General features: G+C 56.4%; 12 protein-coding genes. 6 read left to right on the top strand and 6 right to left on the bottom strand.

The genetic code is table 11. From position 1 onward, the window contains the following. Nucleotides 1-47: 47 nt before the first annotated feature. Nucleotides 48-1040 (top strand): RNA polymerase sigma factor RpoS, encoded by a 993-nt coding sequence (rpoS, locus tag ACQG0S_RS17225; RefSeq protein WP_022649182.1) that lies wholly within the window; start codon nt 48-50, stop codon nt 1038-1040. A 50-nt stretch (nt 1041-1090) separates the two neighbouring features. Here rpoS and ACQG0S_RS17220 read toward each other — a convergent pair whose 3' ends face one another. Together ACQG0S_RS17220 and ACQG0S_RS17215 are read right to left on the bottom strand one after the other, a co-directional pair. Beyond that, nucleotides 1091-1468, bottom strand: coding sequence for a DUF4440 domain-containing protein (locus ACQG0S_RS17220; RefSeq protein ID WP_046618656.1), 378 nt, complete (start codon nt 1466-1468; stop codon nt 1091-1093). Further along, nucleotides 1465-2667 (bottom strand): MFS transporter, encoded by a 1203-nt coding sequence (locus tag ACQG0S_RS17215; RefSeq protein WP_046618653.1) that lies wholly within the window; start codon nt 2665-2667, stop codon nt 1465-1467. The genes ACQG0S_RS17220 and ACQG0S_RS17215 overlap by 4 nt, the downstream gene beginning before the upstream one ends. A gap of 109 nt (nt 2668-2776) precedes the next feature. On the opposite strand from ACQG0S_RS17215, the gene ACQG0S_RS17210 reads away from it, so the two are divergent. Further along, complete coding sequence (locus tag ACQG0S_RS17210; RefSeq protein WP_048966185.1) at nt 2777-3664, top strand: LysR family transcriptional regulator; 888 nt, start codon at nt 2777-2779, stop codon at nt 3662-3664. Here the strand turns inward: ACQG0S_RS17210 and ACQG0S_RS17205 are convergent. Then, the gene (locus ACQG0S_RS17205; RefSeq protein WP_022651767.1) at nt 3661-4068 is read right to left on the bottom strand and encodes a MarR family winged helix-turn-helix transcriptional regulator; all 408 of its coding nucleotides are present in this window, start codon (nt 4066-4068) and stop codon (nt 3661-3663) included. The genes ACQG0S_RS17210 and ACQG0S_RS17205 overlap by 4 nt on opposite strands. Before the next feature lie 172 nt (nt 4069-4240). Between ACQG0S_RS17205 and ACQG0S_RS17200 the strand changes: the two genes are divergently transcribed. Genes ACQG0S_RS17200 through ACQG0S_RS17190 form a run of 3 tightly spaced genes read left to right on the top strand, consistent with a single transcriptional unit; the run spans nt 4241 to nt 6492 of the window. Next, a complete protein-coding gene (locus tag ACQG0S_RS17200) occupies nt 4241-4843 on the top strand; it encodes a non-oxidative hydroxyarylic acid decarboxylases subunit B (protein ID WP_003862111.1) in 603 nt (200 codons plus the stop codon). Then, nucleotides 4833-6260 (top strand): non-oxidative hydroxyarylic acid decarboxylases subunit C, encoded by a 1428-nt coding sequence (locus ACQG0S_RS17195; RefSeq protein WP_046618650.1) that lies wholly within the window; start codon nt 4833-4835, stop codon nt 6258-6260. Before ACQG0S_RS17200 ends, ACQG0S_RS17195 begins: the two co-directional genes overlap by 11 nt. Before the next feature lie 10 nt (nt 6261-6270). Continuing rightward, nucleotides 6271-6492: a non-oxidative hydroxyarylic acid decarboxylases subunit D gene (locus ACQG0S_RS17190; protein ID WP_003862116.1), complete on the top strand. Its 222-nt coding sequence runs from the start codon at nt 6271-6273 to the stop codon at nt 6490-6492. Nucleotides 6493-6632: 140 nt separating this feature from the next. On the opposite strand, the gene mutS is transcribed toward ACQG0S_RS17190, so the two are convergent. Beyond that, nucleotides 6633-9194 carry a DNA mismatch repair protein MutS gene (mutS, locus tag ACQG0S_RS17185; RefSeq protein ID WP_426750633.1) on the bottom strand — a complete coding sequence of 854 codons (2562 nt, stop codon included), beginning with the start codon at nt 9192-9194 and terminating at the stop codon, nt 6633-6635. A 113-nt stretch (nt 9195-9307) separates the two neighbouring features. Next, nucleotides 9308-9538 (bottom strand): SymE family type I addiction module toxin, encoded by a 231-nt coding sequence (locus ACQG0S_RS17180; RefSeq protein WP_022649175.1) that lies wholly within the window; start codon nt 9536-9538, stop codon nt 9308-9310. Between the two features lie 165 nt (nt 9539-9703). Between ACQG0S_RS17180 and ACQG0S_RS17175 the strand changes: the two genes are divergently transcribed. Next, nucleotides 9704-10048, top strand: coding sequence for a nitrous oxide-stimulated promoter family protein (locus ACQG0S_RS17175; RefSeq protein ID WP_022649174.1), 345 nt, complete (start codon nt 9704-9706; stop codon nt 10046-10048). A 130-nt stretch (nt 10049-10178) separates the two neighbouring features. Here ACQG0S_RS17175 and flhA read toward each other — a convergent pair whose 3' ends face one another. Further along, nucleotides 10179-12251 (bottom strand): formate hydrogenlyase transcriptional activator FlhA, encoded by a 2073-nt coding sequence (gene flhA / locus ACQG0S_RS17170; protein WP_023330179.1) that lies wholly within the window; start codon nt 12249-12251, stop codon nt 10179-10181. Between the last annotated feature and the right edge of the window lie 18 nt (nt 12252-12269).

The following is a 12269-nucleotide window of genomic DNA, read 5'->3' as shown; positions in this document are numbered from 1 at the left end:
GCCAGCCAGGGTGTCTCGTCCAGGGATCACGGGTAGGAGCCACCTTTATGAGTCAGAATACGCTGAAAGTTCATGATTTAAATGAAGACGCGGAATTTGATGAGAACGGATCAGAGGCTTTTGACGAAAAAGCCTTAGTAGAAGAGGAACCCAGTGATAACGATTTGGCTGAAGAAGAGCTGTTATCGCAGGGTGCCACACAGCGTGTGCTGGACGCGACTCAGCTTTACCTTGGGGAGATTGGTTACTCCCCACTGCTAACGGCCGAAGAAGAAGTCTATTTCGCACGTCGTGCTTTGCGTGGTGATGTTGCCTCGCGTCGTCGCATGATCGAAAGTAACCTGCGACTGGTCGTGAAAATTGCCCGCCGTTACGGCAATCGTGGTCTGGCTCTGCTGGATCTGATTGAAGAGGGCAACTTAGGTCTCATCCGCGCAGTTGAGAAGTTTGACCCGGAACGCGGGTTCCGTTTCTCAACCTACGCGACCTGGTGGATTCGTCAGACCATCGAACGGGCTATTATGAACCAGACCCGTACGATTCGACTGCCGATCCACATCGTCAAAGAGTTGAATGTTTATCTGCGTACCGCGCGCGAGTTGTCCCATAAACTGGACCACGAGCCAAGTGCGGAAGAGATCGCAGAGCAACTCGACAAACCGGTTGATGACGTAAGCCGTATGCTGCGTCTCAACGAGCGCATTACCTCGGTTGACACCCCGCTGGGTGGTGACTCCGAAAAAGCGCTGCTGGACATCCTGGCCGATGAAAAAGACAACGGCCCGGAAGACACCACGCAGGACGATGACATGAAACAGAGCATCGTCAAATGGCTGTTCGAACTGAACGCCAAACAGCGTGAAGTGCTGGCACGTCGTTTCGGTTTACTGGGGTATGAAGCTGCGACACTGGAAGATGTCGGCCGTGAGATTGGCCTGACCCGTGAACGTGTTCGTCAGATTCAGGTTGAAGGGCTACGCCGCCTGCGTGAAATCCTGCAAGGGCAAGGTCTGAATATCGAAGCGCTGTTCCGCGAGTAAGCAACCATTCGTCAGAAAAGGCCCGTCGTGAGACGGGCCTTTTTTATGCCTTACGATTGCGCCGTTTCGTGCAGCAAACGCCAGGTGATGTTATCCCCTTCCTGATTAAGCACCGCGGTTGACCAGCGCACGTTGACGGGCTGGCCTGGCCGGGTTTGCGTCTCCCGGTAATGGAGCACCGCGCCGTTGTCCCATGTCTGAAGCGTCGTTAGCGCATCAATGCCGATCCTGAGCCCGGGTCGGGTTCCCCGCTGCGCATATAAAAATTGGGCCAGAGCGTGATGATCTAAATGGGTGCCACTCGGTGGAACCATCAGAAAATCCGGACGAAAACGGGCGAGCAGGGTGTCCCGATCGCCTTCGCCTGCACCTAACCAGTTTTCAAGGGCGACGTGGATGTCGAGGATCTCTTGTTCGAAATGAGTCATGGTTGCTCCTGTTGCAGTTGCGCAAGTAACTGCGTGTTATTAAGACGGTAGACGTACAGTACGGGCAGCAGAGTGATAACTGCGGCAAAAATAAACATCCCGTGCCAGGCGGCCAGCGGCGTAAAATAAGCTTGCATGAAGCTCAGCGCCTGCGCCAGCAGCAGGGTACCCGCAAAAAAGCTCAACTGACGATTCAGATTCCATAGCGCACTGGCATCAGGCATATCTTCCCGCCGCGTTGTCAAAAACGCGCTGCTCTGAGCCGTACTGCTGCAAAGGCTTCCCCCCGCACCCATTAACGCAAACGCAACGGCAGGTAACAGCATAGCCGGGCCGACGTTGATTAAAAGCAGAATGCCCGTTGCCTGCAAAAGGCAACCGATGACCACCAGCGGCCGCGGGCCGATACGGTTGAAATAGCGTCCTGTCGCGGTGATAGCCAAAAACGATGCCACAGACCACGGCAGCATAAGCATGCCCGTTGCGGTGGGCGTCATATTGGCCTCGCTCTGAAGGTAATACATGCCCGTTACGTTCACGCCAATAAAGATGCCGGGTACGCACACATAGATAAGCATGGATAAGCGCAACAGCGGATCCGTCAGCAAAGACAGGTTTACTATTCTGGTGGTGTTTATCGGTGACGGTTCTGTTTTAAGCCACGCGCAGGCCAAAACAAAGGTGACAATGGCGACGGGCAGGGTGGCAAAAAATATCCAGCGCCAGCTGAATGTCTGAACCAGCATGCCGCCCACAGCCGGTGAGCACGCGGGGGCAAGCAGTGCGACCAGCATCACCGCCGAGGAGAGTCTGGCCCGCTCATGAGGCTTAAACTGTTGCCAGGTCAGCGCCTGACCAACCGGGATCAGTAAACCCCCTCCGGCGCCCTGTACGACTCGCCAGGCAATCAGACTTTCCAGAGAAGAGGAGAGACCCGCCGCAACGGAGGCCGCGCTAAAGAGAAGCAGTGAGAGCAGAATAACGCGCTTCGGCCCGACGCGGCGCGTCAGAATACTGCTGAATGGGATGACTAACGTCAGCCCGGCAATGTATCCGTTACTTACCCAGGCAAGCGCGGAAGGTGTGGTATTGAATGCGTGAGCCATCGCCGGAAAGGCGACGCTGGCAATAAACATGTTTATCAAATCAAGGAAAAAGCCGAGCAGAAAGACGACGGCGATTTTGCTGCGATACGTCATGGAAGTTCCTCCGGTGAGGTGGCGTATCGTATCGGCCCGCGCGTTACGGATAAACGCGACAAAGGACGATATACTGTCAACATTATTTTGACAGTTAACCAGGCAAGCGATGCTTAATTTACAGCGTACGGCGATGTTTATCGCCGTAGCGGACACCGGCAGTTTCACCGCCGCGGCGGAGGCGATGGGGCTGACAAAAGCGGTGGTCAGCTTTCATATTCGTCAGCTTGAAGAGGAGCTGGGCGTCACCCTGTTGCTGCGAACCACCCGACGCCTGACGCTGACCGAAGCGGGGAAGCTCTTTCATCAACGAAGCGTGATGCTGTTACGGGATGCAGAGCGATTGCAGGATGATGTTCGCGCCAACCACGCCGGGCTGACGGGAGAACTGCGGATCACCACCACGCCCGAGTATGGCTCGCAGGTGGTGGTGCCTTTGCTGGCTGAGTTTAGCCAGCTGCACCCTGATCTCCGCGTGCGGCATGTCTCGTCCTCTTTGCATGCCGATCTTATCGCCGAGCGCTTCGATGTCGCTATCCGGCTCGGCACGCTTGCAGATTCGCGCTACCACGCCGCGTTGATGACCTCCTTCACCATCCTGCCCGTGGCTACGCCATGCTGGCTGGCAAACCATCCGGTTGACTCGCTGGAGCAGCTGGCGGAAGCGGACTGGATCATTCACGAGCGTTTAACGTCGCCGCTGCGCTGGCAGGTGAGAGGCGTAGATCGGCATCCGGTTTCCTTTGAGATCAGAAAAGCGCCGCGCCTGTATGCAGACAGTGCCCAGGCGTTGATGGCTTTTGCCCTCGCGGGATGTGGCGTGGCGCTGTTGCCGGAGTGGCTGGTGCGTAACGCACTGGATGCGGGGGAACTGGTCTCGCTGTTACCGGAGTACACGTTTGCTCAGCAGGGCATCTATGCTGTTTATCCCGATGCCCGGCATGTGCCCGCGAAAGTGCGAACATTTATTGATTTTATGCGCGTCAGGGTTACTTAACCCTGCATCATCTTTTTAATGAGCGCTGAAAATTGCTCTCGTTCCGCGCCGTTAAGGCGCCCTAAAAACGCCTCATCCACCTCATTTCCAATCGGTTTACTGCTCTCAAGCAGGGCCTCACCTTCGGCCGTCAGAAAGACAAACCGACGGCGTTTGTCCGCCGGATCGTGCTCGCGCCTGACCAGGCCGCGTGCTTCCATGCGGCTCAGCATTTCTGCCAGCGTCGCTTTGGTGCTCACCGCGACTTCAGTCAGGGCAACCTGCTCAATGCCAGGATTTTCAGCAATTGACCGCATCACCGCATATTGTGGTTTGGTCAGTTCGGGCAATGCGTGTTGCCACTGGGCGGTATGCTGTTGAAAAAGCTGACGTAGCAGGTGAAACGCTTCTTGTCTTAACTCCATGGACACTCCGACGGAAAAATACTCCCTCTATGATAGCCGCTCTCGGGCTGAATTTTAACGTGAGAGTTTTTAGCGAATAGTGTGATCGTATGCGAACGATCTTGTCAGCAGCAGGATCGAGGCGTAGTTTAGTTAATATGTTCGTATACGAACAAACTAATTGAGGTGCTGAATGAGATTGATTGTGGGAATGACGGGCGCGACGGGTGCGCCATTAGGCGTGGCGTTGTTGCAGGCGCTGCGGGAAATGCCGGAGGTGGAAACGCATCTGGTGATGTCGAAGTGGGCAAAAACCACGATTGAGCTGGAAACGCCCTTCACTGCGCATGACGTTGCTGCACTGGCGGATGTCGTCCATAGCCCGGCCGATCAGGCTGCCACCATCTCCTCCGGCTCGTTTCGCACCGACGGCATGATCGTCATTCCGTGCAGCATGAAAACGCTGGCGGGTATCCGCGCGGGCTACGCCGAAGGGCTGGTAGGGCGTGCGGCAGACGTGGTGCTGAAAGAGGGACGCAAGCTGGTGCTGGTTCCGCGTGAGACGCCGCTCAGCACCATCCATCTTGAGAACATGCTTGCCCTTTCCCGCATGGGCGTGGCGATGGTGCCGCCTATGCCTGCGTACTACAACCACCCACAAACCGCCGATGACATAACCCAGCATATCGTGACCCGCGTTCTCGACCAGTTTGGTCTGGAGCATAAAAAAGCCCGACGCTGGGAAGGTTTGCAGGCAGCGAAACATTTTTCACAGGAGAATAAAGATGGCATTTGATGATTTGAGAAGCTTCTTGCAGGCGCTCGATGAGCAAGGGCAGCTGCTGAAAATTGAGGAAGAGGTAAACGCTGAGCCGGATTTAGCGGCCGCCGCCAACGCTACCGGACGCATTGGCGATGGTGCGCCTGCGCTGTGGTTCGATAATATTCGCGGCTTCACCGATGCCCGTGTGGTGATGAACACTATCGGCTCGTGGCAAAACCACGCTATTTCGATGGGGCTGCCAGCAAATACCCCGGTGAAAAAACAGATCGACGAGTTTATTCGTCGCTGGGACAAATTCCCCGTCTCGCCAGAGCGTCGTGCAAATCCGGCCTGGGCGCAGAACACGGTGGATGGGGAAGACATCAACCTGTTCGACATTCTGCCGCTGTTCCGCCTGAACGACGGTGACGGGGGCTTTTATCTCGATAAAGCGTGCGTTGTCTCCCGCGATCCGCTCGACCCCGATCACTTCGGCAAGCAGAACGTCGGGATTTACCGTATGGAAGTGAAGGGTAAGCGTAAGCTCGGCCTGCAACCGGTGCCGATGCATGATATCGCGCTGCATCTGCATAAGGCAGAAGAGCGCGGCGAAGACCTGCCTGTTGCCATTACGCTGGGTAACGATCCGATCATCACCCTGATGGGCGCCACGCCGCTGAAATACGATCAATCCGAGTATGAGATGGCCGGTGCGCTACGCGAAAGCCCGTATCCGATTGCGACGGCTCCGCTGACCGGTTTCGATGTGCCGTGGGGGTCGGAAGTGATCCTCGAAGGGGTGATTGAAGGCCGAAAACGTGAAATTGAAGGGCCATTCGGTGAGTTTACCGGACACTACTCCGGCGGGCGCAACATGACGGTCGTGCGCATTGATAAAGTCTCTTACCGCACAAAACCCATTTTCGAATCTCTCTACCTGGGGATGCCGTGGACCGAGATTGATTATCTGATGGGGCCCGCTACCTGCGTGCCGCTCTATCAGCAGCTGAAGGCGGAATTCCCGGAAGTGCAGGCGGTAAACGCCATGTACACCCACGGCCTGCTGGCGATTATCTCCACCAAAAAACGATACGGCGGTTTTGCCCGTGCGGTCGGGCTCCGCGCCATGACCACGCCACACGGTCTGGGTTACGTGAAAATGGTGATTATGGTGGATGAGGACGTCGATCCGTTTAACCTGCCGCAGGTGATGTGGGCGCTGTCATCGAAGGTCAATCCGGCTGGCGATCTGGTGCAGCTACCGAATATGTCTGTGCTGGAGCTTGACCCCGGCTCCAGCCCGGCGGGGATCACTGACAAGCTGATCATTGATGCCACCACCCCTGTCGCTCCGGACAACCGTGGTCACTACAGCCAGCCGGTACAGGATCTCCCTGAAACCAAAGCCTGGGCCGAAAAACTGACCGCGATGCTGGCGGCACGTCAATAAGGAGGAAAAAATGATTTGTCCACGTTGTGCCGATGAACATATTGAGGTGATGGCAACATCACCGGTGAAAGGTGTCTGGACGGTATACCAGTGTCAGCACTGTCTGTATACCTGGCGCGATACCGAACCGCTGCGCCGTACCAGCCGTGAGCATTACCCGGAAGCGTTCCGCATGACGCAGAAGGATATTGATGAAGCACCGCAGGTGCCGACGATCCCGCCGCTGCTGTAATAAAAAGCCCGGAGGCGCTGCGCTTACCGGGCGTTAATATTGTGCGATCTTTTGCCCGGTGGCGCTACGCTTACCGGGCCTACGGGTTTTGTAGGCCGGGTAAGGCGAAGCCGCCACCCGGCAAAAAAGACCGCAGAGAACTAAACCAGACTCTTCAACCGATAAATCCACTCCAGCGCCTGACGCGGCGTCAGCGAATCCGGATCGAGATTTTCCAGCGCTTCCACAGCCGGAGATGTCTCTTCCGGCACCGCCAGCAGTGACATCTGCGTACCATCTATCTGCGTAGCTGCCGCATTCGGTGACAAACTTTCCAGCTCACGCAATTTCTGACGCGCGCGCTTAATCACCTCTTTCGGCACACCCGCCAGCGCGGCGACGGCCAGGCCATAGCTCTTGCTTGCCGCGCCGTCCTGCACCGTGTGCATAAAGGCGATGGTGTCGCCGTGCTCAAGCGCATCAAGGTGAACGTTAGCCACGCCTTCCATTTTCTCTGGCAGCTGTGTTAGTTCGAAATAGTGCGTCGCGAACAGCGTCAGCGCCTTGATTTTATTCGCCAGACTTTCCGCGCACGCCCAGGCCAGGGACAGGCCGTCATAGGTGGAGGTACCGCGTCCTACTTCGTCCATCAACACCAGACTGTTCTCTGTCGCGTTATGCAGAATGTTGGCGGTTTCGGTCATCTCGACCATAAAGGTAGAGCGACCGCTCGCCAGATCGTCCGCCGCACCCACACGGGTGAAGATACGGTCGACAGGGCCAATCTCAACCTTCTGCGCCGGAACGTAGCTGCCGATGTAGGCGAGCAGCGCGATAAGGGCTGTCTGGCGCATATAGGTACTTTTACCGCCCATATTGGGGCCGGTAATGATCAGCATTCTTCGCTGCGGTGACAGGTTCAACGGGTTGGCAATAAACGGCTCGTTCAGCACCTGCTCAACCACCGGATGGCGACCTTCGGTAATGCGAATGCCGGGCTTGTCAGTAAAGGTTGGACAGGTGTAGTTCAGCGTTTCGGCGCGCTCGGCCAGGTTTACCAGCACATCCAGCTCGGCCAGCGCAGCGGCGCTCATTTGAAGGTCAGCCAGATGCGGCAACAGGATGTCGAACAGCTCGTCATACAGCTGTTTCTCCAGCGCCAGCGCTTTACCTTTCGACGTGAGCACTTTGTCTTCGTACTCTTTCAGCTCGGGAATAATGTAGCGCTCGGCATTTTTCAGCGTCTGGCGGCGAACGTAGTGAATCGGTGCCAGGTGGCTCTGCCCACGACTGATCTGGATATAGTAACCGTGTACGGCGTTGTAGCCGACTTTCAGGGTGTCGAGCCCCAGACGTTCACGCTCGCGGATTTCCAGCTTATCCAGATAATCCGTCGCGCCATCGGCCAGCGCACGCCATTCGTCCAGCTCTTCGTTATAACCCGGAGCAATAACCCCGCCATCCCGCACCAGAACAGGCGGCGCATCAATGATGGCGCGTTCCAGCAGTTCGCGAAGCTCGGTAAATTCGCCCATGGTTTCGCGCAGCTTTTGCACTGGCGCGCTGTCGATCTCTCCCAGCTGAGCGCGCAGTTCCGGCAACTGCTGGAAAGCGTGACGCATACGGGCGAGATCGCGTGGACGCGCGGTACGCAATGCCAGGCGCGCCAGGATACGCTCAAGGTCACCCACCTGACGCAGCACCGGCTGCAATTCGGTGTAACGATCCTGCAATGCGGCAATGGTTTGCTGACGGCCAATCAGCGTTTCGGTGTTGCGGATCGGCATATGCAGCCAGCGTTTGAGCATACGGCTGCCCATGGGGGTAACCGTGCTGTCAAGAACCGACGCCAGCGTATTTTCCATGCCGCCAGCGAGGTTCTGCGTGATCTCCAGGTTGCGGCGCGTGGCGGCATCCATGATGATGCTGTCCTGCTGACGCTCCATGGTAATTGAACGGATATGGGGCAGGGCGGTACGCTGCGTATCATTCACGTACTGCAACAGGCAGCCTGCGGCACATAGCCCGCGCGGGGCATTTTCCACACCAAAGCCAATCAAATCGCGCGTGCCAAATTGCAGGTTCAGCTGCTGGCGCGCGGTATCAATTTCGAACTCCCACAGTGGACGACGACGCAGGCCGCGGCGACCTTCAACCAGCGCCATCTCGGCGAAATCCTCTGCATAAAGCAGTTCTGCCGGATTAGTGCGCTGTAGTTCAGCCGCCATGGTTTCACGGTCAGCCGGTTCACTCAGGCGAAAACGACCGGAGCTGATATCCAGCGTGGCGTAGCCAAACCCTTTACCGTCCTGCCAGATCGCCGCCAGCAGGTTATCCTGGCGCTCCTGAAGCAGGGCTTCATCGCTGATGGTTCCCGGCGTCACGATGCGTACGACCTTGCGCTCAACGGGGCCTTTCGACGTGGCCGGGTCGCCAATTTGTTCGCAGATAGCGACAGATTCGCCCTGGTTCACCAGCTTCGCCAGATAGTTTTCAACCGCGTGATGCGGGATACCCGCCATCGGGATGGGTTCGCCTGCCGACGCGCCACGTTTCGTCAGAGAAATGTCGAGCAGCTGAGACGCACGTTTCGCATCGTCATAAAAAAGCTCGTAAAAATCGCCCATACGGTAAAACAGCAGAATTTCCGGATGCTGTGCCTTCAGCTTCAGGTATTGCTGCATCATCGGCGTATGCGCGTCGAAATTGTCGATTGTGCTCATGGAGTTATGATATCCATTTCTTTGAAAATATTACGCTTTGAGCGGCTCAATGGCCGATTGTTCCTTCTATTGTCGCATGAAAAAAAGGTGCGGCGCAGAAAAAAGTCACGACTTTACGAGGCATCTTCCGCTATTAATTCAATGATGATTTTTCCGTGCTCGACGCCCACCCGAACCTGCGAGTTGGTGGTAAATCCCGCTTGTTCAAGCCAGTCGCCTTTCAGGCTCAGCGCTGCGTGTACGCTGTAGCGTTTTGGAATTTTCGTTTTACGGTCTTCATGACGTTTTCTGAAGTAACCCACTTTTAAGTGCCGATAGGGTTTGGCGATCGCGATCTGTTGCATAAGCTCTCCGGTGAATGCGGTTATTTACACCTGTATAAAATACCAGTAAAACGCAGCGAGGGGAGGGGTAATTCTGGAAGGACGCTTCAGAAAACGGAATGCAATAACTGAAAATGTGCGGATAAAAAGGTATTATAAATACACTTTATTGTTGAGGACGACGTTATGTCCGGTAAACGTATTTCACGAGAAAAAAAGACGATCGCCAGAATGATCGCCCTGTACGAAAACAGGTGTCCGCACGCCATAAAAGAAGAGGGGCACTATTCGGCGCTTAAGGCTTATGCCGATAAGCGGCTGGATAAATGCGTGTTTGGTGAGGAAAAACCTGCCTGCAAACAGTGCCCGGTGCACTGTTATCAGCCCGCCCGACGGGAAGAGATGAAGCAGGTAATGCGCTGGGCAGGGCCACGTATGTTATGGCGTCATCCGATTCTGACCATCCGACATCTGATCGACGATCGTCGTCCGGTTCCGGAATTACCGGAAAAGTATCGGCCTAAAAAATAATCGTCTCAGCGCCGCAGTGGACGACAAATCACGCTCAGGGCTACGGCGCGGCGCAGGCAGACAGAAAAAGAGCACCAAATATCCCTGCGCCAGCGCGGGAGCAATATGTACCCGCTGACGGAATGACGGGTTATTTCAGGCTCTCTTTATCGATTCCCAGACGCTTCATACGCGAGAGCAGGGTAGTACGCTTCAGCCCCAGCCGTTGCGCCGCACCTTTCGGTCCGGCTACCACGCCGTTGGTCTCCTTCAGCACTCGCATAATGAGCTGATATTCATCTTCTCCCTCTTTCGCAAGCTCGCTTGCGGCCACGGTCGTTTCAGAGAGAGTAACCTCTGGCAGGGAGAGCTGGAGCACGTTCCCGCGCGTCAGCAGGACCGCGCGCTCAATGACGTTTTCCAGCTCGCGCACGTTCCCCGGCCACTCCATCGCCGAAAGGGTGCGTAGCGTTTCGGCAGGAATACTGTCGATATTTCGCCCCATCCGGCGGGCAATCTTCGCGGTAAAGGCTTTCACCAGCAGCGGAATATCTTCCGGGCGTTCGCGCAGCGGCGGCAGGCAGATCGGGAAGACGTTCAGACGATAGTAAAGATCGCTGCGAAACTCGCGGTCGGCGACCATTTTTTTCAGATCGCGGTTGGTGGCGGCAATCAGACGCACGTCGGTCTGGATCAGCTTGTTGCTGCCGAGACGCTCGAACTCCTGCTCCTGCAAAACGCGCAGCAGCTTAGGCTGAAGCTCCAGCGGCATATCGCCCACTTCGTCGAGGAACAACGAGCTTTTATCCGCCAGTTCAAAACGGCCCAGCCGCTGGCTGCTGGCGCCGGTAAACGCGCCGCGCTCGTGGCCGAACAGGTCGCTTTCCAGTAAGCCCGCAGGCATCGCCGCGCAGTTCATCTTCACCATCCGGCGGCTGTTGCGGTTGCTCAGGTTGTGGATCGCCCGGGCAATCAGCTCTTTCCCTGTGCCGGTTTCACCTAGGATCAGCACCGTGCTGTCGCTCTGCGCCACCATCTCCACCTGCTTGAGGATGTTGTACATGGCATCGCTGCGTCCGATGATTTCGCCAAACTCGCTGTCCACATTGTTGAGCTGCTCGGTCAGCGCCAGGTTTTCGTCCACCAGCCGTTCTTTCAGACGGTGGATCTCCTGATAGGCGAGGGCGTTATCCAGCGCAATGGAGATACGTTCGGCGATCTGGCGCAGCAGCTTCAGGTTGGCGGTGGTAAATACGGCTTCATCGCACTGCGCCAGTTTAAGCACGCCGAGCATGGTGTTGCCGGACATCAGCGGCAGCAGGCACAGGGTCTGGATCTTGTTGCCCCAGGTGTTAAACAGCATCCGCTCGTAGGGCGCTACCGGATCCTGCTCGCTGAGGTTTAACAGCAGGATCTCTTTGCTTTTAAATACCCGTTCAGACAGGGTTCCCGCTTCGTCCACTTCGCTTTGCTCGTGCGCCGGGTTAGCTTCGTCGAGGTAGTGGGTGGAGTAGATGTTCAGCTTGCCCTTACGGTTGCCGCGCAGCGCAATGCTGATGGCATCGATCCTGAAATAGTGATGGATCTCTTTGGCGACTTCGCTCACCAGTTCGTCCATATCGAGACGCGACAGCACGGCATTGGTGATGGCGACCAGAATGCGGAAATTATCGCGCTCGCGGCTCAACAGGTCGTAATCCACGTTATTGGTGACGCGGCTTTGGATCTGCTCTGCCACGACGGCCACAATTTGCGTGAAGGTATGCAACCGCTCGTACTCCGCCTCGGTCCAGGGCTGGTCGTTATTACGGATAAACTCGCAGCCGCCAAAAATTTGCCCTTCCACCGCCAGCGGCAGCATGCTGTAGTGGCCGAACGGGTGGTAAAGGTTGCTCTCTGCCAGCTTCGGCCAGGCCTGGCGAAATTGGTCAAAATTGCAGTGCAGCGCTTCCGGGCGGGAGAGAATACGTCGCACCGGACCGTGGGCCAGAAACGTTTCATCTTCATATTCGAAGATTTTGCCGTTATCACGCGTTGAGAAATAGCTCGCGCGGTGGGTTGCGCTATGCCAGAGCACAATGGCGGCGCTGTCCGCCAGCGCTGATTGCCTGACCAGCCGCGTCAGGGCATCGCTCAGCGCGCCGAGGTCGGGCTGTTGTAAAAGTGTGCGCGTGATGTCAAACAGGCCCTGCTGTCCAAGATCGCTCATCGGTGTATACGGCATTGTTGCTTTCCAATAGAA

Source organism: Enterobacter cloacae complex sp. 418I7 (assembly GCF_050030705.1).
In the GTDB taxonomy this organism is placed as follows: domain Bacteria; phylum Pseudomonadota; class Gammaproteobacteria; order Enterobacterales; family Enterobacteriaceae; genus Enterobacter; species Enterobacter intestinihominis.
Note: the sequence above shows the minus strand (reverse complement) of the source record. Positions and strands in the feature narration are given on the sequence as shown.

Coding starts and splice junctions, on each gene's coding strand:
- rpoS (WP_022649182.1), top strand. CDS start 48: ATGAGTCAGAATACGCTGAAAGTTCATGATTTAAATGAAGACGCGGAA.
- ACQG0S_RS17220 (WP_046618656.1), bottom strand. CDS start 1,468: ATGACTCATTTCGAACAAGAGATCCTCGACATCCACGTCGCCCTTGAA.
- ACQG0S_RS17215 (WP_046618653.1), bottom strand. CDS start 2,667: ATGACGTATCGCAGCAAAATCGCCGTCGTCTTTCTGCTCGGCTTTTTC.
- ACQG0S_RS17210 (WP_048966185.1), top strand. CDS start 2,777: ATGCTTAATTTACAGCGTACGGCGATGTTTATCGCCGTAGCGGACACC.
- ACQG0S_RS17205 (WP_022651767.1), bottom strand. CDS start 4,068: ATGGAGTTAAGACAAGAAGCGTTTCACCTGCTACGTCAGCTTTTTCAA.
- ACQG0S_RS17200 (WP_003862111.1), top strand. CDS start 4,241: ATGAGATTGATTGTGGGAATGACGGGCGCGACGGGTGCGCCATTAGGC.
- ACQG0S_RS17195 (WP_046618650.1), top strand. CDS start 4,833: ATGGCATTTGATGATTTGAGAAGCTTCTTGCAGGCGCTCGATGAGCAA.
- ACQG0S_RS17190 (WP_003862116.1), top strand. CDS start 6,271: ATGATTTGTCCACGTTGTGCCGATGAACATATTGAGGTGATGGCAACA.
- mutS (WP_426750633.1), bottom strand. CDS start 9,194: ATGAGCACAATCGACAATTTCGACGCGCATACGCCGATGATGCAGCAA.
- ACQG0S_RS17180 (WP_022649175.1), bottom strand. CDS start 9,538: ATGCAACAGATCGCGATCGCCAAACCCTATCGGCACTTAAAAGTGGGT.
- ACQG0S_RS17175 (WP_022649174.1), top strand. CDS start 9,704: ATGTCCGGTAAACGTATTTCACGAGAAAAAAAGACGATCGCCAGAATG.
- flhA (WP_023330179.1), bottom strand. CDS start 12,251: ATGCCGTATACACCGATGAGCGATCTTGGACAGCAGGGCCTGTTTGAC.